The organism is Pseudoalteromonas sp. OANN1, assembly GCF_024124685.1.
In the GTDB taxonomy this organism is placed as follows: Bacteria; Pseudomonadota; Gammaproteobacteria; order Enterobacterales; family Alteromonadaceae; genus Pseudoalteromonas; species Pseudoalteromonas piscicida.
On record NZ_JAMXSE010000013.1, the window covers coordinates 49,509 to 75,220 of the forward strand.

Sequence of the window (25,712 nt, forward strand, 5' to 3'; positions counted from 1 at the left end):
TCTATTGGAGGTCCGATAGTTCATTACCGAGGATTGGTATGAGTCTATGACAGGAGAAAACGATGACGTCCACTGTGCGAAAAGGTAAATTTTCATCACTTAAAAAAGGGGTAAAACCCGCAGCTAGCGCTACTCAGGCTGCAACTTCTACGACATTTTTCCCAGGAGCTGAAGGGTTTCCTGCGGTGATCCAACCAACCAGTAAAGATTTAGACCCGTACATTTGGGCTGAGGCAAATCGAGATTTTATAGAAACTAACTTGCTGAAATATGCAGGGTTGGTCTTCCGTGGTTTTGGCCTAAAAACACCGCAGGACTTTGAGCAATTTGCCAGTGCGATCCAACCTGGGCTTTATGGTAATTATGGTGATCTGCCTAAAAAAGAGGGCGGCAAGAAGACGTATAAATCGACTCCCTACCCTGAAAACAAAATGATCCTTTATCACAACGAGAGCTCTCACTTAGAGCAGTGGCCTCGTAAACAGTGGTTTTTTTGTGAACTACCTTCACCTGTTGGCGGTACAACCCCGATTGTCGATTGTCGTCGCATGTTATCTGTGTTGCCAAATGAGTTGGTTAAGAAAATTGAAGAAAAAGGCCTGCTCTATCTTCGCAATTTCCACAAAAGTGTGGATGTAAGTTGGCAACACTTCTATAAGACCGATAGCAAAATTGAGGTGGAAGAGCGACTCCGCGCAGCAGGTATTGAATACAGCTGGTTAGAAAACGATGGCTTACAAACCAAAACTAAAACCCATGGGGTAATAGTCCATCCGCTTACGAAAGAAAGGTCGTTCTTTAACCAAGTTCAATTACATCATATCGCCTGTTTGGAGCCAGAGGTTAAAGAAAGTCTAATTGAACTGGTGGGTGAGCAAAGATTACCTAGGCATGTCTACTTTGGCGATGGAAGCGCGATTAGTGAGGAAGAAATGGCGATTATTGGTGCCGCATACGAAATCTGTGCCGTTCGCTTTGACTGGCAGCAAGGAGATGTCGTGATGCTAGATAATATGCTTGCTGCACACGCAAGAGATCCATTCGAGGGTCCACGAAAAATCGTTGTTGCGATGGGGGACATCTATACGCAACAAGAGTTACAACACGCAAATAACGTAAAGTAAAAGGTAGTGTATCTTATGATCCAAGAATATATTTCTGCTTATCCACAAGGTATTTCACTTAGTGCACAGCAGCAAAACCAAGGTAATTCATTAGAGCCACTGGCTTTTAATAGTACGCTCTTACGGCTGGATTTTCAGTATAGCGCTGAGCAGCTACAGGCAAGATTAAACGAAGTAATCGATGACAATATTGTACTAAGTTTTGCATTTACCGAAGTCCCAGGCTTTCGTGGGTTAAGGCAGTTACCTCAAGAGGTCGCCAAACCAGTGGTTGAGTCAGTGACGCTAGAATCGAGCACCAGCATCAACTTAGCAACATTAGATAGTTTATATCCGCTGTCGTTAAACCCGGCATCGGGTCAGAATCTACAAGTAATAAGAGTCGCTCATCAAGACGAGGTTTACCTTTTGGTGCGCACGCATGCGCTATGTGTTGATCTTGTGAGTACTGAAAACATTGCGCAACGATTGCTAGCGCAGAACGTTGAGCGTGAGGAAAGTGTTCAATATCCAGATTTTCTCGCTTGGCTTGAAGAGCTGACCAGCAGTGAAGAATCACTTCAGGGTAAAGCCTATTGGCAGCAATATATTAGTCAACTTAGCACGGCAAAAGATCACTTCGCGTTGCCTTATCATAAGGCCCCTGAGCAAGGTACATTACAAAGTTTGCAATGCGTTGATGATGACTTACCACAAGCGGTTGCTGACGGCATTACAGCGCTGGCACAACAGTTAGAAGTCGAAGCCGAAAGTGTTTATTTGTCACTTTGGTGGTTGTTATTAGCACGTATTTCGGGGCAAAGCTTTATTACTAGTATTGGCTATGATCCTCGCAGAATGAGTGAAGACCTGGCTGATGCGCTCGGGGTTTATACCCAAGCACTACCCGTTCAAGTACCTGCAGCTGCGATGCAAGTACTGAAAGAATGGATAGGTCAGTTTGCTTTCACGCTAGAACAACATAATGAGTGGGCTGAATGTTTTGAAAGTCCTGAGGGCTTAGCAACAAGTAGCATGATGACTCAGTTCGCTTCTACACTTGCGAGTGTTGAAGCCACAGCAGTGACGGCTGATAATGCTGAGTTGAGTTTAACCATTGCTGATGACCGCGTTAGGTTGCAATTTAATAGTGCTGCGTATTCTCATCAAGCTGCTACCTTGTTACTGGAGCAATTTGTGTATTTACTCGCTCAGGCACCGCAAAAGTTGGCGACTCCAGTGAGTGAAATTTCATTAGTTACGCCATTGGAGCAGCAGCGTTTTGTTGAATTGAATGCCGATAAAGGGGTAACAGCCTCTCATATCTTTGAACAGCTCGATTATTTTGCTGATGCTAACAGTGAGCATGTGGCTTTGGTCGATGGCGCGCATGCTCTGAGCTATAACCAGCTCGTGACTTTAGTTAATAAATTGGCTCAAACATTACAAGCTCAAAGTATAAAGCAGGGTGATATTGTGCTGTTATCACTGCCTAGAGGTTGGCAGCAGGTCGTTACGCTGTTGGCCGTGATGCGAGCTGGTGCAGCATATTGCCCTATCGACCCGAGTTGGCCAGAAGCGCGTAAGCAGCGTGTACTAGAAGCTGCCAGTGCCACACTTCATATCCATGAGCAAAATATTGAGCAGTTACTACTTGATGCACAACAACTTGAGCTTGATGCGGGTGTCTTGCCAGAAATAAGCTTGGATAACACCGCCTATGTGCTATTTACGTCGGGTTCGACGGGGGTACCAAAAGGCGTGGCGATTGCACACCGACAACTTGCGCAGTACTGTGCGGCCTCATCCCATGCTTTAGGCTTACAAGAGAATCAACGCTTTGGCTTAACGTCGACCGTAGCGGCTGATATTGGCAATACAACATTGTTTAATGCGTTTTACAACGGTGCAAGTTTAGTTGTAGCGAATGAGCAAGAAATGCTTGATGGTGAGGCATTTGGTCGCTTTGTGGCAGAGCAAGACGTTGATTGCGTAAAAATAGTACCTTCTCACTTGCAAGCGTTACTAGAAGTCGTACCGGCGCGTCTTCCAAGTAAATTGATCCTTGGTGGGGAAGCGGCAAAACCTGCGTTGATCCAAAAAGTGCATAAGCTTGCCCCACAGGCACAGGTATTTAATCACTACGGCCCAACTGAAACGACGGTCGGTGTGATGTCACACCAATACGAAAATAATGCGCGCTTTGATGCTGCGGTACCTAGATTAAGTCATGTTTTCTCTGGTACTCAAATTTTTATCTTAGACTCCCAAGATGCACTGTGTGCTACTGGTGAGCAGGGTGAGCTTTGTATCGCTGGTCAGCAATTGTCTCCCGGCTACATTAACGTGGGGTCCGACGATGCGTTTGTAAATAACAGCCAATGGGCTGAGCGAGTCTATCGAACTGGAGATCTCGCTCGTTATCTACCGGATGGCTCCATTAGCTTATCTGGTCGTAAAGATGACCAAGTTCAGATCCGTGGATTCAGGGTGGAACCTAACGAGGTGGCACAGTCAATTTCTCAGCACTTGGCAAGTATCGATTGCTTTGTTGCTGTACAACATTATGGCAACGAGGCTGTATTGGTTGCCTTTCTTACTCAGTATCTGGACAAACAAACTACCCCGGCAGAGCTGCTTACAGGACAAGACAATTTGGCGCTGCAAACGCAACTACGTGACGTGTTGCCTGATGCAATGGTACCGGCATTCTTTGTCAGCATAGCTGAGCTGCCTTTACTGGCTAATGGTAAAGTGGACCGCCAAGGTCTACCTAAGATTGCTGATCTTACATTGTCTACCTATGTAGCCCCGAATAGTCAGTTGGAAACCTTGCTGGCGTCAACACTGGCGAAGATTTTAGAAGTGGAACGAGTCAGTTGTGATGCGAGCTTCTTTGATTTGGGTGGTCATTCGCTATCAGCCATCAAATTTGCGACGCGGATTAAGAAATTACTATTACTCAACGTTGAGCCTGGTGTGGTCTTTGACAATCCAAGTATTCAATCTTTGGCGCAAGCACTAAATAACTTAAGTGGCGATCCGTCTAGATTGGAGAAATTAGCATTGACGCAAATTAAACTGGCAACGCTGACCCCTGAGCAGCAAGCAGCATTGCGTGAAAAAATGGGTCTGAAAGCCACATAAATATCAAAGTGAAGGCGTAGCTTTCGATGATCTTTAGACTATGAAGTGGGAGCCAGCGGCTCCCACTTTTATTTTTATGAGTATGTGTATGTCAAATAATGAGTTAGCGGATGAATTGGTAGATGGACTTGATTTGGACCTGTTGGCGCAGTTATGGAATGAACCTGAGGTAGAGGATGAAGTGACAGGGGTTGTTGCAACAGAGAGGGTTTCGGGTGTACTTTCATTGCAACAAAAACGCTTATGGCTGCTACAGCAAATAGACCCACAAAGTAATGCTTACGACGTATTACGTACATATCATGCGCCTATTGCATTAGATCTTACTCGGTTGCAATCAGCATTGGACGCACTAGTCGAATGCCATGAGATCTTTCGTACCTTTTATCAGTTCGATGGCACTGCAACTCAGGTCGTTGCCTCTGCATGTAAGGTGCCGCTCACCATTATTGATATAGACTCGATATTAGATAGCCAATCACTCCTTGAACAAGCTGCGGTGAAGTCATGGTGTAATGTGCCGTTTAATTTAAGTCAGGTACCACTTTTAAAAGCCGCTTGGGTGAATACTGCACAGGGTGGGTATTTATTACTACGGAATCACCATATTGTCAGTGATGCTTGGTCAAAAATACTGATATTAAAAGATTTATTAGCCGCATATCAGGGAAAAGCATTGGTCAAACCAAGTTGCCGCTACTTAGATTATGCAACGTGGCAAAGTGAATACCTTGCTCATGACAGTGCAAATGAAACGCTGACTTATTGGCGGGAGTACATTAAACAGCAGCCTCAGCCAATCAACTTGCCGAGCAAGGAATCAACGACAACGCTTTCGTCTTTCCCTGTAATGCTCAGTCACCGGCTATCTGAGCAGCAAGTCCAGCAGGTTAACGCTTTTTGTCAGCGTCATGGCTGTACTTCAGCGGCCGTTTTTATGACTTTATTGCAAGCAACATTAAGCCGTTTTAGCAGCACGCAAGACTTTTTGATTGGTTCGCCAACCGCTGCTCGAAATCTGCCTGAACTCGCTGATGTAGTGGGTTGCTTTATGAATACGCAGCTCTATAAAAATGAAGTTCGTGAGGGAGTGACATTCACCGATGCCGTCAACCAAAACCAGCGCCATACCCTAAGGCTGATAAACGAAGATCAAGTTCCGTTTGAGTGGCTTGCAGAGCAATTAGATTGGCCTGTATTAGCGGATAGGCATCCGCACTTTCAAGTTCTGTTTAATTACTTACAAAGTGACACTGTTCCAAGCAATGACATGGCGCTGGCACTACGCCCAATAAATGTTGAGAGTCAGGTTGCTAAGTTTGAATTATCATTGGACGTGAGCGTGCAAGATGGGAATATCGAGCTTTACTTCGAAGCTGATGGTGCTATGTATCGCGCGGCTTTATTAGATCAGCTCTTAACCTGTTACCTGAACTTACTGGATGCATTGATCAGCAAGCCTGAAACGGCCATTAATGACATAGTTGTCTATCAACCAGACGCTACATTGTGTGCATCACGACAAACTAACGAAGTGGCTACAGTCGTCGAATTGATTAAACAGCAACAGATCCCTTTGGCTGCAATTGCATTGCAAGATGACAGCGGTGCCAAGCTGAATTACGAAACGTTACTGCAACTAAGTGACAACTTTGCAAACTTCCTTATCGAACAAGGCGTGCAATCCGAGGATAGAGTGGCGGTGGTCGTCTCGCGCCAAGTAGATATGGTTGTTGCACTGCTCGGATGTATGCAGGCAGGTGTGGTCTATGTCCCCGTAGATCCCAATATGCCTCATCAGCGGCAACAATTAATCTTTGCATCGAGTGCTGCAAGGGCTATCGTGACCAACTTAGAAGATATATTTAACCCAAGTGGATTACCGGTTTGGTCGATTGCAAAAGTGAATCGAACACGATATCAAGACCATAAGACGTCACCGCCGGTCTGTGCCCAGCAGGTTGCTTATATTTTATACACCTCGGGCTCCACAGGACAGCCGAAGGGGGTCGCAATTACCCACGGCAATCTGGTTAATTTTATCTTAGCAATGAAATCCCAATTTTCGCTCACTCAAGATTCAAAATGGTTGGCTTTAACTGCGCTTGGTTTTGATATTTCGGGCTTAGAGTTATATCTGCCATTGGTTTGCGGTGCACAAGTTAGGATTGCAGATTCTGTATTCAGTTTGAAAGCATGTGACTTGGAGGGAGTTAGTCATATTCAAGCCACTCCTGCGGGATGGCAGGGGCTACTGGCTAAAGCACTGCTTTTACATCCTGTCGTTGGGTTATGCGGTGGAGAAGCATTACCTCCTGTGTTGGCTCAAGCATTAAAAGCCAAGCAAGTTGTGCTTTATAACATGTATGGCCCTACTGAAACCACGGTATGGTCTTCATGCCATCGGGTACAGGATAATATTCATCTTGGTTTCCCAATTCGTAATACACAGTTATATGTTTTAGATAGCTATCTGAATGTGTGCCCAGCGGGAGTTGCCGGAGAGCTTTACATTGGTGGTGCAGGGTTAGCGCGAGGTTACATGGAGCAACCAGCGTTGACTGCACAGCGATTTATTGCAAATCCTTTTTCCAGTGTCGGCGAGCGACTCTATCGCACGGGAGATTTGGTTGAGCGTAACGAACACAACGAGCTGCGCTTTCTGGGGCGGACAGATCATCAAGTGAAGATCCGTGGACACCGTATAGAAACGGGGGAAATTGAAAGCCAGTTGTTAAGGGTGGAAGGAGTCAATCAAGCGGTAGTGGTCGCGCATGGTGATGATAATGATAAACGACTTGTTGCTTATGTTTGCACGCAGACGTTAAGTCGCGGCCAAATAACAGCAGCTGTCAGTGATTTGTTACCCAGTTATATGGTGCCAGAACAAATCATTTTGTTAGAAGCGTTACCGCTTAATCACAGTGGCAAGGTGGATAGAAAAGCGTTACCCAAACCGTTGCAGGAAAGTCGTCAGGGAACGCAACCTCAAGGTCATCTGGAACAAGCGCTAGCTAGAGTATGGCAGCAAGTGCTGCAGGTTAACCAAGTATATCGAGAAGATAACTTCTTTGCGTTGGGTGGAAACTCCATTCATGCGTTACGTATGGTGCATCAATGGCAAAAATTAGCTCGACCAGAGCCTTTACTCGCACAAGCTATTTGGCAAGCAGATAACTTGCGTGATTTGGCTCAGCAAATTGCGCTTTCCAAACAATCTAATATTTGTGACATTTTACCTGAATCTGCATCATCGAAGTCATATCGCGATTTGCTGATATGTCTTCATGACGGTCGCGGCTTTACTATGTCATACAGACCGCTTGCTATGGCGTTGCCTGAATATATTCGCTGTATCGGCATTACCCCTGATCTTGCGTTATCACAACAAGATGATTTTAGTACTTTGGCGCATCGCTATGCGGATCAGCTCGGAGATCTTAGCCAGTATCAGAACATTTATGTACTTGGCTGGTCTTTGGGAGGAGCGATAGCATTACAGTTGGTTGAAGCGCTAACAGGGAGAAATACACGCGTAAACAGTATGCTGTTAATTGATAGTTGGGACCCGTTCGAACCAACCAATGCCCAACCAGAAAGTTGGCGTGATTATATTTTAACAAGGCTCTCGGAGAGCATCGCTGCTCCAAACTCTGAAGCTGAGTTTTATCAAGCGGTTGCTCAGTTTCCTTGGTCTGATGGAGGTTCAGTGGCAGAAAGAGCTGACGATATCACGCGTTTTTTTCTAGAGCATATTGATGTGCTTGAAGAAAGTGTTGCAGCTATGCCTACCACCGAAATAGTGCAAACCTTAGAGCAGACTTATTTATTGCGCTGTGCTGGTCGTCATGCTCTTAACTATCGGCAAGGTGATGGTGTTGACTATTACACTGTGTGGAGTAACGAGCGTGATGTAGGAGTTGCAAAACGATTTTGTCAGCGTCTGGATATTCAACACTCGGATTATGTTGATGCTGATCATATGCAGATTATCTCGCATCCCAGTGTTATTGAAACTGTACAAAAAGTAATGAGTGTTGAATAAAATCAAATTGTAAATGATAACTGTTTTCGTTACTATTGCAGGTAATTAACCCGTGGTTAATATAAAAGGGAGATTATTACCATGCATTTTGTAGGTAAGCGAGTGCTTATACTAGTCAGTTGTATCGCAGCACCAGCTTGGTCTGCTGAGCAATCACTGGCAAATGAAGACATTGAAGTGATAGAAGTGTTGGGGCGGGACTCGGAAAAAAACTTTGCCACCTACACGTATTCAGCGACAAAAACGGCTGCTGATATTTTAGACCTTCCGCAGTCAATTAGCGCCGTGACAAAAGAATTAATCAAGCAACAAGGATTGATGCGGCTAAACGACGTGACGCCTTTTGTCAGCGGAGCGAGCGAATTTTCAGTGTATAACGACATCACCATCCGAGGCTTTCGCAGTCAAGATGATCGCCGCCTCAATGGTATGCGAACTTATAATGACTTTTGGTCACAAACCGCCATTGCACATGTTGAGCGAGTAGAGGTGATTAAAGGCCCTGCCTCAGCTATTTTTGGTGATGCCAGCCCAGGTGGTGTAATCAATACCGTAACCAAAAAGCCATTAGCGACTAGTCGTCATGAATTGAGTGCTCGATTTGGGAGTTACCAAGAGAAGTATGTTGCACTTGACACCACAGGTGCAATCAATTCATCGGAGTCAGTGCTGTATCGACTCAATGTGGGTTATGAAGACTCTGACTCTTTTAGAAACCAAGCATTTAATAAAGGGCTATTAGTGTCACCTAGTGTCACTTTTATTCCCAGTGACACGCTTAAGCTTAACCTCGAACTGGTGTATTCAGACAGTGAAGGGATCTTAGAACGAGGGCAGCCGAATATCCGTGGTAGCCAGCGTTTGGGCACGATACCGATTGAAGTTTCGGCAACACAGCCAGGGGATAAGCTAGATACAGAAAGCTTGATCAGCAGCTTAGCAGTTGACTATCGTTTTAGCGATGCTTGGTGGTTAGCTGTGCAGTATATGCATCAAAATAGTGATCAAGACTTAGTCGAGCACGGTATTGGAAATTATGCTGATAATTCAGACTCTATCGTCAATTTACGCTACATTGAGCGTGCTTCAGAAGCACAATCAGACTCCTTTTCCAGTTATCTAAATGGCAACTTTTACCTCGGTGATATCGAACACAATGTTGTGATTGGCTATGACTATATTGATAGATTTAGAGAATCCAGCCAGCGAGTAGCCAACGATGCGATGCAGTTCGATATTCTAAATCCTGAATACAAGCGCCGCGATACTGATAGCTACAATGCGACTCAGCGCCCCGTGTTTGGTGGTAACCTACAAAGTGAAGGGATCTATATTCAAGACCGTATGGTATTTGGTCAATGGTCGGTACTGGCGAGCTTACGTGAAGAAAGTTTTGATCTAGATAATACCGGCGGTGGTTCCTCGAAAGATAGCCAACTGCTACCGCGATTGGGGGCTGTGTATAAGCTATCAGATACTCAGAGCCTTTATGCGAGTTGGATGCAGGGTTTTGAGCCTCCTCCTCTATACTCAAATAACCCTGAACAAGGTGGCCCATTTAAACCGCAAGATAGTGAATTATATGAGGTCGGCTTTAAAGCGCGTTTATTTAGCGATGATTTACAATTAACCACAGCTATCTATCAAATAACCCGTGAAAATGTCGTGCTATATGATGCTGAAGCATCAGCCCGAATCGATTTTGCCCGATATATGTATCGTCAGCGTGGTGCCGAGCAAGCGCGTGGATTCGAGTTCGATCTTAATGGTCAAATCACGGAACAACTTTCCGTAATTGCCAATTATGCTTATAACTCAGCGAAAGTAACCAAAGATTTGAATGATAGTGAAGTGGGCAAACGCAAAGAGGGCGCAGCTAAACATATGGCCACTGTATGGTCACGTTACCAGTTAGATGATAATTGGGCATTTGGGATCGGGGCAAGCTATGTGGGGGAGCGAGCAACCTCCTCTGCAGGGTTAATATTGCCTAGCTATCTGATCTACAACGCAGGTGTGTACTATCAGGTGGACAGTTGGAAGACCTCCTTGGTGATTGACAATGTGTTCGACAAAGTACATTGGACCGGTGGCTATAGTTATAGTCAGTTGTTTCCAGGCGATCCACGTAGTGCGAGCTTAACGGTCGACTATCGATTTTAAACAGGGAGAGAGCAGTTGGCTTTTTAGCCAACTGCTCTTTTTAGGAGAAAAGAATGACAGCAAAACAATGGTTCAGTTGGCATAGTTTAAGCGGTGTTTGGTTCGGCTTGCTATTGTTCGTGATCTGTTGGACAGGGGCATTTGCGACCATTTCTTACGAATTAGATTGGCTATTCGATGACACAGTGAGAGCGGCAGAAAGTAGTCCACAAGTCAGTTTAGCGAGTGCTTACGAAAAGGTTCAAGAAACCTATCCAGACGCACGAATAGGGATCGCTTTTGCGGGTTCAGAAACGTATTTTGCTCACGATTTTGTGGTTCGCTTGCCAGATAATCCATGGCAGCATATTTACGTTGATCCATACACTGGAAATATACAAGGAAAAACGAGCTTTTTGAATATTCAGCGGTTTTTCCGAGATTTTCATATGCATTTTTTTGGTGTGTTCGACAGCATTGTGTCTTATTACTTGGTTTTGCTATTTGCCATTCCGCTATGCGTATCCACGATTAGTGCTTTGTATTTGTATCGAGGCTGGTGGAAAAAGTTATTTACATTAAAACTTAGCGGCGATACTCGCGCTAAGGTTGCAAGCTCACACAAATTAGCTGGAGTATGGAGTTTGTGGTTAGCAGTGGTGATTGCGATAACCAGTATGTGGTACTTGTTTGAGTTTGTCAGAATGGACTTGGCTGATGGTAAAACTGCGTTTACTGATGTTGGTGATTTTGCTGTGAACCCCTTACCTGAATTGCAACCACAAGATAAGCCTCAGCTCTCTGTTGTGGCGCTTGCTGCAAAAGTCAGAGAAGCGAGACCAGATCTGGAAATTAGAGCGATTAGATATTCCGGAGGGTATTTTTATGTTGAAGGTCAATCCAGTGACGTATTGGTTAGGGACAGAGCAAATAAGGTGTATGTGAATCCTTATACTGGGGAAGTCGTATATAGCCAAACTGCGTCTAGTCAGGGAATATATTGGCGTTTATCTGATACCGCGGATCCTTTGCATTTTGGTAATTTTGCCGGCATATGGGTAAAAATATTGTGGTGCATCTTTGGGGTTGGACTTTCATTTTTGGTGCTTAGCGGCACCTATATGTATGTTAAACGCCAGCTCAAGCTGCGCCGAAAAGAAGATCTACGAGGCGTGAAAGCTTCTTTGGTTTTTAGTTTAAGCCTTTTGTTATGTATTGCTTACTACGCCTACCATACGCTTATGAACTATGGAGTCGCAGGTCAGTTTCCTGTGCTACCAACAGGTTCAGCGCTGTTTTTGTCGATTTGGACGTTAGTCACTTGCTTTATCATTGTTGTATGGGGAGGCGCGCTACTTAACTTATGTCGCGAAGCAACGCTTATTAGTAAACCTAAAGTGTCGCACCACCATCTATAGTGACCACTTGCATAGTGGTATGTGAGCTTAGGGATGAGGCATAAAATAGCACCGAGTGTGCGATCTCTTCAGGTGTTGCAAGTTTTTGCAGTGGGATCCCAAGTTTATATTGACTCGGGAACCCTTTGATCACTTGCTCTGCACCTGAGCTATCTCGCCACATACCAGTTTGCATTGGCGTTAACGTAGAGCCCGGAGCAATCACATTGGCGCGTATGCCATATTCAGCCAATTCTAACCCTGCTGTAAGGGTTAATTGGGTTGAGGCGGATTTCGACGCGCAATAGGCTGCCATGTTTTGGCGGGGCGTATGGCTCGCATTGGAGCTAACTGTCACTATGCTGCCACTACGTTGCTGTTTGAAATGAGCTGCACAAGACTTCAGGAAAACAAATACGGCGCCAGCGTTAACATGCTGACAGTGTTGCCACTGCTCAAGTGATAATGTCTCTAGCGCGCCAAGTTCGAGTACGCCCGCAACATTAATTAAGCTATATGGAGCGAGATCTGGTCGCACTAATGTTGCTAGCGTATGCTCTAATGTTGCGAGGTCTGCTAGATCACAGTGTATGGCTTTAAATAGCGGTTCTGTAGTTGCAAACTGCTTATCGAAACCCACGACACGAGCGCCAAGCTGCGCAAACTGCTTTGCGACACTTAGTCCAATGCCTTGCCCTGCACCAGTCACCCAAACAATTTTGTTGTGATACTCTTGCTTGAGGCTGTCATCGAAGCACATTGTTCATCTCCTCTATGACGGAAAGATAAGGCAAAGACGGTGTGTTCGACCAGACATTAGCAGCATCCTGCATTGCTTCTGCAATAGATACAACCAGCTCTGGGGAATACCTTGCTGGATTGTAATCAATATCAAACTGCACGGGATCATCACCATTGAAATAAATTTGCAGCATAAAGTCGTCCGTCGTTCCAGCACTAAGAATATGGCTGCGACTTTTGACTTCGCCATAGCGTGGGTGGCTAGTGAAGGGCAAAATATTGACTGTCGGGCCGCTAACTTCAATCGCTTTACCTTGTTGTTTGCGATCTCGTTTCAAATGCTCAACACGATAGCATTGCAATGGCTTCACACGTTTTATCTGCCTATTGATGTACTTGGCCACATCTGCCAATCCTCCTGACGTTGGCAAAGTTAGCGGTAGTGGTAAGACGTTGCTTTGTACGGTAGGGCATGAAAATTCCACTGGAGCTTGGCGATTCATCATCACCAATCCTAATGTCACTTTATGGCTGTTGCACTTAGCCGCTAACACTATGGCAACTACACTTAGCAGTATTTCACTGGGGGTGGCTTGAACCTGGTTCGCTGCCGATTGTAACGTTTGCCACTGAGTTCGAGCTAACGCGAAATGGTAGCGTTGATTTGGTTCGGTAATCGCAGCTTTGCTGTCACTAAAGCTTTGCGCCACTGGGTATTCATCAAGCCATTCATTAAGGGAGCTTGCGGCCTCAGATAGTTGCTTTTGGTAGCGCTCACTACCATGCAGATCTAGCAGTTGTTGCTGTGAAGCAAAATGGCAATTTGGCAGAGGTTTCCCTGTGTTTAAAGCCTGATAACTGCGACTTAACGCTTGATGAAATAAACCAAAGCCAAAGCCATCAAGGACAATGTGATGGGCAACAATAAAGCAATAATCTTGGCTAGGGGTGCGCACCAATTTAAATCGCATCAAGCAACCAGAGCTTAAGTCAAAAGATTTGGCCAGCTCATGCGCTACTTGTTGTGGCATAAACTCAGCTAGAGAAGCAATATCATGATCAAGATATTCGGTGATCAGCAGAGGCAGCGATTGTCCAACTACTATACTTGGAATAAAATCATCATTATGGATAAAGTTACTGCGCAGCAAATCACTTTGCCCAAAGACATGCTGGAGTGCGATGGAAAATTGCTCGGCATCTATTTTACCTTGAAACTCTAAGCACTCTGCGACGTTAAATAAGTTGCCTTGACCACTAATCGTGTGTAGTAGCCACATCGCGTGTTGAGAGGCAGTTAATGGCAATGCCATTACTCTGCCATCCGAGATTCAATCAGCTCTACCCAAGCTGCGAGAGTTGGCACTTGTGCTAGCTCAATAAAGTTAGTTTCAATACCTTGTTGTTGCCATAATGAAATCAAGTTCATCACTTGCACTGAATCTAGACCGTAATCAATTAAGCTTTCGTGTTCATCAAACTCATCTGGCTCACAGTCGATCAAAGGCAAAATGAATGCTTTAAGTCCCGCGAGCGTAGTTAGGTCAATACTTGCTTCGCCAACCACTTCTGCTGTCGTGATCACTTTTCCTGCACGTTGACCTATGATGTGTAGAGCCATCATATGCTCGTCTTTGGTGAAGTCTGCAATTGCATCAGCGACAACGAAAGGCTGTATGTCACGCATAAATGCATCAATAGCTGTGGTCATCACACCAATATGGCCGTAAATACCGACAATCAAAAGTTGATCTCGTTGCTGCGCTTTTAGCTGCGCTTCAAAATCGCATTTTTGAAAAGCGCTATATCGCCACTTTGTCAGGACAATATCCTGTTCGGTTGGCGCTAATGCATCAACTATAGGTTGTTGACTCGGATCTTGTAGTCCAGCTCCCCACATGTCTAGCAGTAACCCTCGTTCATTGCGACCTTGTTTGATCGGCTGGGCGGTATAATAGACCGGAATATCATGTTGGTAACAATACGTTTTAATTCGCTGAATGTTTTCTATCATGGCTTGTACTAGCGGATTATCTGCACCATAAAAAGAGACGAAGTAATGTTGCACATCATGGATAAGTAACGCAGTACGTTGCGAGTCAAGTTGCCAATCCACTCGACTTGGCGCAAGTTCAGCTGCGCGAGGTAAAGAATAGTGATTTAATTTAGGTATAGTCATTTTACTTCTCTAAAGTTGAATGGATTTTTGTTGTGCTTCGGTTTCGCTACGGAGCTGTTTTTTATCGACTTTACCCACTGGAGTCAGTGGTAAGTTATCTATAAACTTAAACTTATCCGGTACCTTGTAATCTGCAATTCCCTGTTCACGTAAGTATTTGCGAATAGCTAATGGTTTCAGCGGTATACCGGTCAGGAAAGCGAAACTTTTTTCTCCCAAGGTTGGGTCAGGCATTGCAACAATGGCGGCTTGTTGAATATTTGGGTGGCTGAGTAACAGGTTTTCAACTTCTTCCGCTGCTATTTTTTCCCCGCCTCGATTGATTTGATCTTTGACACGACCTGTAACGATTAAATGTCCTGATGGCAGGCGTTTTACCAAATCTCCAGAGCTATAAAATCCCTGCTCATCAAATGCAGTTTGATTGTGCTTAGGTGAGCGATAGTATCCTCGAATCGTATAGGGTCCTCGTGTTAACAATCGCCCCTCTTCACCATCGGGCACGGGGTTGCCGTGTTCATCCACGACTCTGATTTCATCATCTTCACTAATTGGACATCCTTGAGTATTGAGAATGTGCCATAGGTCGTCATTGTAACGTGTGTAGTTAACTAGCCCCTCAGCCATGCCAAAAACTTGTTGTAATTGGCAGCCAAGAACAGGTTTGACTTGTTGTGCAATCGTTAAACTCAATTTAGCGCCACCCACTTGAATGACATCAAGGCTGTCTAGGCGATATTGGCTTTTTGGGGCATGTTGTAACCATAGCTGCAAAGCTGGAGGAACCAATGCAGAGTGTGTTACTTGATATTTTTCAATCAAACTAAAGCAGCTGCTGGGGCTTGGATCTGGGGCTAAGACAACGGTGCCACCCGCAGCAAAAAAACCCAAGGCGCCCGGAGAGCTAAGCGGGAAGTTATGTGGGGCTGGCAGAGCACAAAGATAAACATGTTGCTCCGTCAATTCACAAATGTCTTTACTTGCCACCACGGAATATAAGTAGTCATTGTGAGTTCTTGGGATCAACTTTGGCGTGCCAGTACTTCCACCTGATAGCTGGAAAAATGCTACCTGAGTCGGGTCTAAATCTGGCGCTGAAAATGGCCGCGATTGCAAGTAAGCTTGTTTAAGCTGGCTATTACCTTTTGGGTGATCTATCAGTGTTGCCCGTATGCTAGGGTAGTCTTTTTGTAACGATAATATGAACTGCTCATCTCGGTACAATTCATGTGCTGAAGAAATGATTAACACCTTGGGCGCTAGCTGTTCACAGTAACTTCTAATTTCAGTCTGTTTATGGCTGAATAGTGCGCACACCGGGGCTGCGCCAAGCTTGAGAAGTGCGAATAAGCTGATATAAAATTCGACCTGATTAGCCAATTGGATAAGTGCTGTGTCTCCTTGTTGAACCCCTTGTGCTGAGAGATAAGCAGCTAAGTGATTGCTATATTGGTCAAGCTGCAAATAAGTTAAGCACCGATGTTCATCAATGACAGCAGGCTTGTTTGCATGCTGTATTAATTGATCGCTAATAACACAAGTTAGCGGTAGGTCTTGCCAATAACCCTTTTCGCGGTAGCGCTCGGCTAATTCAGCTGGCCAAGGAGTAAAATCAATTTGCTTCATGGAATGTATTTCTCATTGCGTAATATGCTTGCTTGGTTTCGAGTGCGTTTAGCATGGTATTGAGTTTTGCTTCTGTTTCTAGCCATTCAGAGCGCGGGTCTGATGCAGCGACAATACCCGCTCCAGCAAATAACTTAGCGGTCTTATCGCGTAATTCTGCGCAGCGGATCACCACTACCCATTCGCCATTGCCATGCTTATCAAACCAGCCAATGATCCCCGAAAACAATCCTCTGCTTTGCTGCTCTAGTTCTGCTATTTTGGGATAAGCATCAGCAGTTGGCTTACCGCAGAGTGCGGGGGTTGGATGTAATTGGTTGGCAATTGCTAAGCTATGGGTTGTTGATACTTTTAAGACCCCTGAAATGACTGTAGATAAATGCCACATAGTGGCGGTGCTCAACAGCTCAGGTTGAGCTGGAATATGTAGTGCACTGCAAAGTGGCGTCAATACTTGCTGAATGTCTTCAATGACAACGGCATGCTCATATCTATCTTTTTTAGAGGCAAACAATACACTGCAGCGGTGCGCTTCTTCCTTTGGGCAAGTATCCCTTGGAATTGAACCTGCCAGCGGGTTAGTGGTTAATTTCTCAGCTTGCTTGCGCAGTAATAGCTCGGGACTGACACCCATTAAAATTGCGTTGTCGGTTGTAGGGAATGAAAAGTGGTAGCCAGATTGGCTTTGTTGTAGCAAATTCCGCAGTACGGCTTGGGAATTAATTGGTTCTGCAAAGCGCAGTTGAGTCTGTTTACTCAAAACAATTTTATTTAGTAGCCCAGTATCAAATAGCTGTTTGGCTTGAGAAACAGCGTTTTCAAATTGAGCTTGAGGCTGTAAATCGGTAATTTCTAATAGCGAGTTTGGTACGCCTTGGCATGACGCTAACTCAGCGTCAAACCAGGCACTGAATGCCGCTTTTTCCCAACGAGAAACTTGCTCTGGAATAATAATTTGCGCGTGCTCTGTTTTGCAAAATGGCAAAGCGGCAAAGGCGATAGTGTTGTCCGGCTCATTATGCATGTGAGAGTCAATTGCAGCGACTAAATCCTTAGTATCACCAATCGGTAAAGTGACGCGTTTCTTGATCCCTTGGCTAACTAAGCAATGCGTACCCGTTGTAAACAGGCAGTTGTTCTCCGGGTTAAATTGCGTGGCTTTTGCATATTGTTCGAGTTGAATAACTTGGCTAAAGTCCATAAGCACACCTAGCTGATATCACAGCAGTGAAAACGAATTAATTGAAATCAAGACGAAGGTAAACAATAAAGATTTAGATTTATATCTAGTTTGTTAAAACAGTCCTGCGCAAAGTTCGTTGTTGTTGATGGGCGTCAAAGTGATGAGGATGCTTTGGACAGTCGCGACAAAGCTTGCCATCGCTTGTTTTATGTAACAGGCAGCATGACTCCCTCAGCTGATAGTGGCCACGCTCGTCACAGAGTTGCAGCTTTGGGGTATAAAAAGGGTTTACATGTCCCCCAATCTTCACTGCCTGAGATAAAGTGTGATAGTCATCGTTTACCTTAGGGCGCTCGCCGACATAATGAATGATGGTTGGAAAAAACTGCCTCAAACGAAAAGCGCAATTACTCGATAAAACGTGTTCAGCAACTCCAAAATGCTGATTTAAAAAGGCATGTAAGGGAGATAAATGCGCGTTAATAAACTCGGCATAGTGCGTAGCCGTATCGTGACACTCCACGGCTTTCCCTTGATTAGGCAGCTGTAGTTGCCAGCTTTCCATGTCGATCACGACTTTATCTAAAGCCAATGGGAGTGCACGGCCCAACACACTGTGTGTAAATAAAATAGCGGGCATGATACGTAGCGTGTAGTGCATGTGCCAAACTGAGGCCAGCGCCTTTTTATTCGTCACTCCCTTTGTTGAACTAAAGCGAGAGATCGCGTCACTTAAAGGGGTTATATTTTTGATTTGCTGAGCAAAAGAGGGTTTATCTCCAGAAATAAGTGCAACACCTCTAGCATAGTTATCAAGCGGTGGTGACAGGTAAGGTTTAAGAATTGGCAACATAGTCAAGGTTGTTGAGTTTTTAATATAAGACGCGATCCAAGTGAATTTTTTTAGTTCAAAGTCGTCCTGTAAGGGATTTGATCATCCTTGGGAGAAATCGTGTTAGTTTTTCTGATAAAAAAGACTTGGCAACGCTTTGTGGCCACTGCGCTGAGCAGCGTTGTATTCGGCATTATTAGTGTTTCACTGGTGGCACTTATTAACGAAATCATAAATGCCAAAGGCGAGCGTCAGACGGAGTTCTTTTGGATTTTTGCGGCGCTGGCAATATCAGGAGTCGTGGTACAGCTAATTTCTAAATTAGTTGCTGAACAGTTGAGTGAGCATAGCCAAGCCGAGTTAAGAAAACTCGTTGCTGATAAAACGATAGAAGCAAAAATCAGTCACATAGAGTTACAGGGAGACGCGAAGATCAAATCTTGCTTAACTGAGCATAGTTTAAAGGTAGCAGGGTTTTTCATGAGTATGCCGGGTATATTGACGAATGCCATGATAGTGCTTGGTGCTTTCGTATATATGGCTTGGTTAGACTGGTTAATATTTCTTTTTGCATTACTGACCTTGGTTTTAGGTTCGGTGAGCTATAGTTTTGCGAACAATGTTGCGTTTAAAAAAATAGCGAATGCTGCTGCGATGCAAGACAGCCTTTTTCAACAGTTTGATGCGATCACTGACGGCATCAAAGAGCTTAAACTGAATCGCAGTAAGCGAGCGTTTTTTAAGTTAGAAGTACTGCATCCGGCGATAAACGCTTTAAGAAAAGAACGTATTGAGGGGGTTTCTATTCTACATATGGCCTCCTCTTGGGGTGGCTTTTTGATTTTTACCTTCATTGGTGGGGCGTTATATTTTTTATCTCAGCAAACTGGTGAAGAGAGTCAGCGCATTATGTCTGGCTTTGCACTGTTATTTCTCTATATGCTAACGCCATTAGAAACCTTACTGGCAAATATACCCAGAGCTTTCGCCGCGCAAGCCTCAGCGAATACCATCAAAACATTAACCGATGAGTTGATGAGTGATGATGGAAATAGTGTGCAAGTTTTTACGCAGTTTAACAGTATCCAATTACACGCACTGTGTCACCGTTACTATCACGAGCAAAGCGACGATATATTTTCACTGAAGCCAATAGATCTTGAGTTTAAACAAGGCGAACTCATTTATCTTGTTGGTGGCAATGGTAGTGGCAAAACAACCTTCGCTAAAGTGCTGTGCGGTTTGTATGAAGCAGACGAAGGAGAGATCGTAGTAGATAACCAGCCGATTAGCGGCGCTGGATTAGATGCTTATCGCCAGCTTTTTAGTACGGTGTTTGGTGATTACTACTTATTCGATCGTTTGTTAAATGTGCCTTGCGATCAGCTGGAGCGAAAAGGAAATGAACTAATTCGTAAGCTTAATTTACACCATAAAGTGAGTATTGAATCGGGCCGCTTCACAACACAACGTCTATCACAAGGCCAGCGAAAACGTCTTGCTTTAGTTGTTGCTTACCTTGAGGATAGGCCATTTTATCTCTTTGATGAGTGGGCAGCGGACCAAGACCCGGTCTTTAAAGATGTATTTTATCGAGAGCTTCTACCTGAGCTAAGAAACAAAGGAAAAACGATTTTGGTGATCTCCCATGATGATAAATACTTCTCATTGGCTGACAGGTTATTAAAAATGGAAAATGGTTGCCTAACCGAAGTCTCCCAACTCCCTGTAACTCAAACTCCTGCATTAGCCTAATTAGATTTTTTTATACATGAAACATCAACCTAGCCGCAGTCAGTAACGCGGCTAGGCCTAGCCCTTCATTAAGATTTCATCAAAACCTCTCACATTAATGGCTGGCTAAGGTCGCAGTAAGGAAAAACTACCGTTAGAGAACAGGTTGTTATTCCGAGCTTAGGCGAGATAAGTTACCCTGTATACAATACCAAGCAAACTCGGTCATGAGCATGAAAGTATTCGAAAAAATTTATCATAGGGCTGCTGAGCGTAAAGGTTCTGAGGTGGCGCTAAAAGCGAAGCTTAGTCAACCATTGAGTACCGCATCGTTATTGGCATTAAGTGATGATCAATGGCTAGAAGAATTTACGCGAAAGATATTCCAAAGCGGGTTTTATTGGGCGGTGGTTGATAATAAATGGGACGGCTTTAGAGAAGTGTTTTGGCAATTCTCAATCGAGAAGCTGTTAATGATGTCTCCTGAAATGTACGAGCAACGTAGTCAGGATGAGCGGATCATTCGTAATGCTAAAAAGGTAAAAAGTATCGCTGACAATTGCCATATGATTTTTGAAGTGCAACAACAGCATGGTCGTTTTAGTGAATTCGTCGCAAACTGGCCGGAAGACAATATTGTTGGTTTGTGGCTGTACTTGAAAAAGCATGGCTCGAGACTCGGCGGGAATACCGGTCCTTACGCGCTTCGTGTGTTAGGTAAAGATACGTTTTTACTGAGTAAAGATGTCGAAACGGTACTGCGTGCCGAGGAGATCATCGACGGTGGCTTGCAAAGTCAGAAGTCACTGCAAGCGACGCAGCAATTTTTCAATGAAATGCGTCAATATAGCGGGCTTAGCTTACAAGAGTTAAGTCAAATTGTGTCAATGAGTGTTGGTGATAATATTCGCTAGTAAAATGGAGGTGACCGCATGGTATTTTTTCAGCCCTATCAAGGCTCTGCTCTGCTCTTTAAGGAGCAACCAGCAAGATTTAATCAGCCCACATTACTACTATCCAATACGCCGTTGCTAGTTAAGCTTGAGCTAGAGAAATACGGCACCACAGCGCTTGCTGAGCTGTTAAGTGGTCAACGCCCTTTAGACAATATTGAGCCTACGAGCTTAGCCTACAGTGGTCATCAGTTTGGGCAATTTAACCCATTACTTGGTGATGGCCGAGCGCATTTAATTGGAGGGGTGAAACTTGATGACGGACGTCAATACGACCTGCACTTGAAAGGCTCTGGAGCGACGCGATTTTCTCGAGGCGGTGATGGCTTTTGTGCGCTAGGACCTGCGGTACGTGAATTCATCATGAGTCAAGCTATGGTTGGCTTGGGTGTTCCAACTACGGAATGCCTTGGTGTTGTAACTACTGGACACCATGTTTATCGTCAAGGTGAAGTACCTGGCGCGGTTGTATGTCGTGTGGCAAAAAGTCATATCCGCATCGGTACCTTACAATATCTGGCTACTCAGCAAAATAAAGATGAGCTATGGAGCCTACTTAACTTGCTGGGCGAGCAATTATTTGAGGGGTTTACAGTTGAGACCGAACAGGATGTGCTCGAATTGTTCCGTGAAGTGTGTGAGCAGTTGGTTGACTTAGTTGTCGAGTGGATGCGGGTTGGCTTTATTCATGGCGTGATGAATACCGACAATATTTTGCTCAGTGGTGAAACGATAGACTTTGGCCCTTGTGCAATGATGGAAAAGTTTGATTTTAACGCCGTGTTTAGCTCTATCGACCGTCAAGGCCGCTATGCGTTTGGTAATCAGCCAAACATCATGAATTGGAACTGTGCGCGACTTGCCGAGGCCTTATTGGTGTTGTGGCAAGATGAGCAAGCGGGAATTGAAGCATTTAGTCAAATTTTGGCGGAGTTTTCTGAATCGTTTAATCGCAAGTACAAAGATATGTGGGCGGCTAAGCTTGGTATTGATGAATGGAGCGACGCAGACGACATGCTCCTTAGTGACTTACTCAAGTTGATGACGGAGCATGAACTAGACTTTACCAATACCTTTGCGGCACTAACCAATAGTTTGCTTGGTCATCCAAACAAAGCTTTATCCGTGCCAACGGAGTTGGAGAGCTGGGGGCGACAATGGGCACAAAGGCGTGCTGCCGATGACGTTGCGGCTAACCTGATGAGTCAAGCTAACCCGATACTAATCCCCCGTAATGCGTTGGTGGAGGCTGAGATTGCGCTATTTAATCAGCAAGGCATGAGTCAAACGCTAGAAAGTTGGCTAACCGCGTTGACGTCGCCCTATGATTACAAAGATTATCCTGAATCGTGGACCAGCGCGTCTACACCGGCCCACTATCAAACTTTTTGTGGAACCTAAATGGCAGAACAGCAGCTTTCTTGGCAAGAAATTAAACGTAAAGTCCTTGAGCACAAACGGCCACTTATTAATGCGCATATCATCGCCTTATTTGCCGCGTTGGTGAGTGTACCTATTCCTTTGATGATGCCGTTGCTGGTCGATGAAGTCTTACTAGATACACCAGGCAGAGCAGTGGCTTGGATGAACTCAGTATTGCCCGAGCAATGGCATGGCCCCAGTGGCTATATCGTGGTTATTTTGTTGGCTGTAATAACCATGCGCTTGGCCAGTTTGGTGCTAGGGGTGATGCAGTCACGCCAGTTTACTATTATTGGCAAAGACATTAGTTATCAAATCCGTGAGCGCTTACTTACGCATTTACCTAAAGTTCAACTTAAGGAGTACGAAAGCCAAGGTGGTGCTGCAATTAGCTCTCGTTGTATTACCGATGTAGAAACCTTGGATAAATTTATCAGCCAAACCTTGTCACGCTTTTTAATCGGTTTACTCACAATCATTGGCACTGCGGCGATTTTGCTTTGGATTGATTGGATGTTGGGGCTGGTGATCCTGTTGCTCAATCCGGCGGTCATCTATTTTTCTCGGCAGTTTGGCAAACATGTTAAAGAGCTGAAAAAGGAAGAGAATGCTGCATTTGAAGCACTGCAAACTTCACTAGTCGAGACGCTAGATGCTATTTCTCAGTTAAAAGCTGTTCGTCGAGAGGGTAACTACTTTGCACAGGTTAAAGTAGCCGCCAAAGATCTCAAACATTACGCGGTGCAGTCACAATGGAAAACGGACGCGGTTAACCGCTTAAGCTTTACCGTGTTTTTGGTGGGGTTCGAGTTTTTCCGTGCTGTCGCTATGTTTATGGTGGTGTTTTCTGATTTAACGGTCGGCCAGATATTTGCGGTATTTGGTTACCTTTGGTTCATGATGGGGCCGGTGCAGGAAATTCTTGGTATTCAATATGCGTACTATGGTGCCTCGGCGGCGCTTAGTAGGTTAAATCAGGTTTTTAATTTTGCGACAGAAGCACAATATCCCGCTACGAAAACCGTCTTTGATTCATCTCAGGTTGATATCAAATTTGCCAATATAGACTTCGCTTACGTTGCAGAGCAACCCGTGCTCAAGCAGGTATCTTTGCATATTCCAGCAGGGAAGAAAGTAGCGTTAGTAGCGGTGTCTGGAGGTGGTAAATCCACTTTGGTGCAATTGCTTTTGGGATTGTATGAAAAGCAAAGTGGCGAGATTCATATAAATGACACGCCAGTAGAGCAAATTGGTTACGAAGCAGTGCGAGATAATATAGTAACCGTATTGCAGCAGCCGATACTCTTTAATACCAGCATCCGTGAAAATCTAGCAATGGGACGAGAGGTATCTGACCAAGTACTGTGGCAGTCACTCCGAGTTGCAGAGCTAGCTGATACCGTACTTGCTCTGGCCGACAAATTAGATGCGCAAGTTGGTCGCAACGGAATTAAATTGTCCGGAGGACAGAAGCAAAGGTTAGCCATTGCTAGAATGGTTGTTGCCGACCCTAAAGTGGTGGTGCTGGATGAAGCAACCTCGGCACTTGATATTGAGACTGAGGCAAAAATTCATCGCAATTTGCAAGCGTTTTTGGCTGATAGAACGACTTTGATTATTGCACATCGATTGAGCGCAATAAAACAAGCCGACTTAATTTATGTTTTAGATGATGGTGAAGTGTCCCAGTATGGAGAACACAAGGATTTGTTAAAGGAACAAGGTCTGTATCAAATCCTATTTGGTCATCAAAATTAATTCATAAATAGCAAAAATTCCTTATGTAACGTTAAGTAAACATTAATAGACGAGCTAATATTATCTATGCAACGTAATCGGTAGACGCATTTTCTGATAGACTATCCGAGTCGATACTCAATGCGCAAACTAACAGAGATGGGAAGGAATGATGAAAATTAAAACTTTGAGCTTACTAGTTGCGATGGCAGTGACAGCCAATGCAAATGCAAATACTACTGAGCCTACAGAAGGTGTATATCTTGGTGTATTTGGTGATTACTATGATGCTGACTGGCAAAATCACCGCGATATGGCCGGTCTAGACGTAGAAGACTCTACAGGTTGGGGTGCTGAAATCGGCTACCGTTTTGACAAATTCTGGAGTGGTCGTATCGAATATGCAGATATGGACTTTGACCTTGGCGGTATCAGCAATGGTTCACTAGATGCAGAGCGTTACGGTATCGACGGTTTGTACCATTTTGATGGTGGTCCTTTCTATGGTCTAGTGGGTATCAAGAAGATGAACCTAGATGTAATTTCAGATAACACTTTTGCTAACGTAGGTGCTGGTGTTCGTCATTACTTCACCGATCACTTGTTCGTGAATGCAGAAGCGGCGGTTTACCAAGGCCTCGAAGCAGGTTTTACTGATGTTGGTGGTAAAATCGGTATTAACTACTCGTTCGGTAGCGCTGGTAAGTCGGAAGAGGTTGCCCCAGCTCCGGCTCCTGTAGTTGCAGAAGCACCGCAAGACAGTGATAAAGATGGTGTTGTGGATAGCGAAGACAAGTGTGCTAACACACCAATGACGGATGCTGTTGATGCGTCTGGTTGTACTTTGTACGAAACTAAAGAAGACAAAGTAAGTCTGCTAGTCCGCTTCCCGCATGACGATGCTTCTTTCTCACAGCAATATGTTGATGATATCAACGCGGTTGCTAAGTTCTTGAAAGAGCATAAAAATGCAGATGTAGTGATTGAAGGTCACGCGTCAGCTGTGGGTGATGCTGATTACAACCAAAAGCTTTCTGAGCGCCGCGCAAAAAACGTTGCTGAGAAACTCGTTGATATGGGTGTAGATTCAATGCGTATTACCACGGTTGGTTACGGTGAAGAGCGTTTGAAAAACCCAGCAAACACGCTAAAAGCACATGCGGAAAACCGTCGTGTAGAAGCGCACGTTTCTTCTAAAGAGAAAGTAAAAGTTAAGCGTTAATTTTCACTTAGCTTATGCAAAAAGGCTCCTTCAGGAGCCTTTTTTGATCCCACCAAGCATACCTTTTCGCAAAATTAAAATGATTCTCGTTTGACTAATATTCATCAAAATATACTTGTTTCGGTATGCTTATTCATTGTATTTATAGTGACTATAAGGCGAGGTATCGCATGCAAGATTTTCATCTATACTCAAAGACCTTATAATTGTTCATTATATTTTATGGTCAAGGGAATGGTTCAGGCGATT

At 44.5% G+C, this 25,712-nt stretch carries 16 protein-coding genes; 10 read left to right on the plus strand and 6 right to left on the minus strand.

Going from position 1 to position 25,712, the window contains the following annotated elements; translation table 11 throughout:
* Positions 1-62: 62 nt before the first annotated feature.
* The 5 genes from NH462_RS12245 to NH462_RS12265 all read left to right on the plus strand — a co-directional run bounded on the left by NH462_RS12245 (position 63) and on the right by NH462_RS12265 (position 11,855).
* The gene (locus NH462_RS12245; protein WP_253105827.1) at positions 63-1,124 is read left to right on the plus strand and encodes a TauD/TfdA family dioxygenase; all 1,062 of its coding nucleotides are present in this window, start codon (positions 63-65) and stop codon (positions 1,122-1,124) included.
* A 15-nt stretch (positions 1,125-1,139) separates the two neighbouring features.
* Positions 1,140-4,250: a non-ribosomal peptide synthetase gene (locus tag NH462_RS12250; protein ID WP_253105828.1), complete on the plus strand. Its 3,111-nt coding sequence runs from the start codon at positions 1,140-1,142 to the stop codon at positions 4,248-4,250.
* 88 nt (positions 4,251-4,338) lie between these two features.
* A complete protein-coding gene (locus NH462_RS12255) occupies positions 4,339-8,295 on the plus strand; it encodes an amino acid adenylation domain-containing protein (protein WP_253105829.1) in 3,957 nt (1,318 codons plus the stop codon).
* A 102-nt stretch (positions 8,296-8,397) separates the two neighbouring features.
* Positions 8,398-10,458 (plus strand): TonB-dependent receptor, encoded by a 2,061-nt coding sequence (locus tag NH462_RS12260; RefSeq protein ID WP_253105830.1) that lies wholly within the window; start codon positions 8,398-8,400, stop codon positions 10,456-10,458.
* Between the two features lie 53 nt (positions 10,459-10,511).
* Entirely contained in the window at positions 10,512-11,855 is a 1,344-nt protein-coding gene (locus NH462_RS12265; RefSeq protein WP_253105831.1) for a PepSY-associated TM helix domain-containing protein, read from the plus strand.
* Here NH462_RS12265 and dhbA read toward each other — a convergent pair.
* From dhbA to fhuF, 6 genes are all read right to left on the minus strand, one after another.
* Positions 11,830-12,594, minus strand: a complete 765-nt coding sequence (gene dhbA, locus NH462_RS12270; protein WP_253105832.1) for a 2,3-dihydro-2,3-dihydroxybenzoate dehydrogenase — start codon at positions 12,592-12,594, stop codon at positions 11,830-11,832. The two genes, NH462_RS12265 and dhbA, sit on opposite strands and share 26 nt — an antisense overlap.
* Positions 12,581-13,888: a condensation domain-containing protein gene (locus NH462_RS12275; protein WP_253105833.1), complete on the minus strand. Its 1,308-nt coding sequence runs from the start codon at positions 13,886-13,888 to the stop codon at positions 12,581-12,583. The genes dhbA and NH462_RS12275 overlap by 14 nt, the downstream gene beginning before the upstream one ends.
* Positions 13,888-14,754 carry an isochorismatase family protein gene (locus tag NH462_RS12280; RefSeq protein ID WP_010374421.1) on the minus strand — a complete coding sequence of 289 codons (867 nt, stop codon included), beginning with the start codon at positions 14,752-14,754 and terminating at the stop codon, positions 13,888-13,890. Before NH462_RS12280 ends, NH462_RS12275 begins: the two co-directional genes overlap by 1 nt.
* A gap of 9 nt (positions 14,755-14,763) precedes the next feature.
* Positions 14,764-16,380 carry a (2,3-dihydroxybenzoyl)adenylate synthase gene (locus tag NH462_RS12285; RefSeq protein ID WP_253105834.1) on the minus strand — a complete coding sequence of 539 codons (1,617 nt, stop codon included), beginning with the start codon at positions 16,378-16,380 and terminating at the stop codon, positions 14,764-14,766.
* Positions 16,367-17,581, minus strand: coding sequence for an isochorismate synthase (locus tag NH462_RS12290; protein WP_253105835.1), 1,215 nt, complete (start codon positions 17,579-17,581; stop codon positions 16,367-16,369). The genes NH462_RS12285 and NH462_RS12290 overlap by 14 nt, the downstream gene beginning before the upstream one ends.
* An 85-nt stretch (positions 17,582-17,666) precedes the next feature.
* Positions 17,667-18,416, minus strand: coding sequence for a siderophore-iron reductase FhuF (gene fhuF, locus NH462_RS12295; protein ID WP_253105836.1), 750 nt, complete (start codon positions 18,414-18,416; stop codon positions 17,667-17,669).
* 99 nt (positions 18,417-18,515) lie between these two features.
* Between fhuF and NH462_RS12300 the strand changes: the two genes are divergently transcribed.
* The 5 genes from NH462_RS12300 (at position 18,516) to NH462_RS12320 (ending at position 25,463) form a co-directional block, all read left to right on the plus strand.
* The gene (locus tag NH462_RS12300) at positions 18,516-20,150 is read left to right on the plus strand and encodes a cyclic peptide export ABC transporter (protein ID WP_253105837.1); all 1,635 of its coding nucleotides are present in this window, start codon (positions 18,516-18,518) and stop codon (positions 20,148-20,150) included.
* Between the two features lie 212 nt (positions 20,151-20,362).
* A complete protein-coding gene (locus NH462_RS12305) occupies positions 20,363-21,043 on the plus strand; it encodes a DNA-3-methyladenine glycosylase I (RefSeq protein WP_026345583.1) in 681 nt (226 codons plus the stop codon).
* Between the two features lie 18 nt (positions 21,044-21,061).
* Positions 21,062-22,483, plus strand: coding sequence for a protein adenylyltransferase SelO family protein (locus tag NH462_RS12310; RefSeq protein ID WP_253105838.1), 1,422 nt, complete (start codon positions 21,062-21,064; stop codon positions 22,481-22,483).
* Positions 22,484-24,262 (plus strand): ABC transporter ATP-binding protein, encoded by a 1,779-nt coding sequence (locus tag NH462_RS12315; protein WP_017219322.1) that lies wholly within the window; start codon positions 22,484-22,486, stop codon positions 24,260-24,262.
* Positions 24,263-24,413: 151 nt separating this feature from the next.
* On the plus strand, positions 24,414-25,463 hold the full coding sequence (locus tag NH462_RS12320) for an OmpA family protein (RefSeq protein ID WP_017219323.1): 1,050 nt from the start codon (positions 24,414-24,416) through the stop codon (positions 25,461-25,463).
* Positions 25,464-25,712 lie beyond the last annotated feature (249 nt).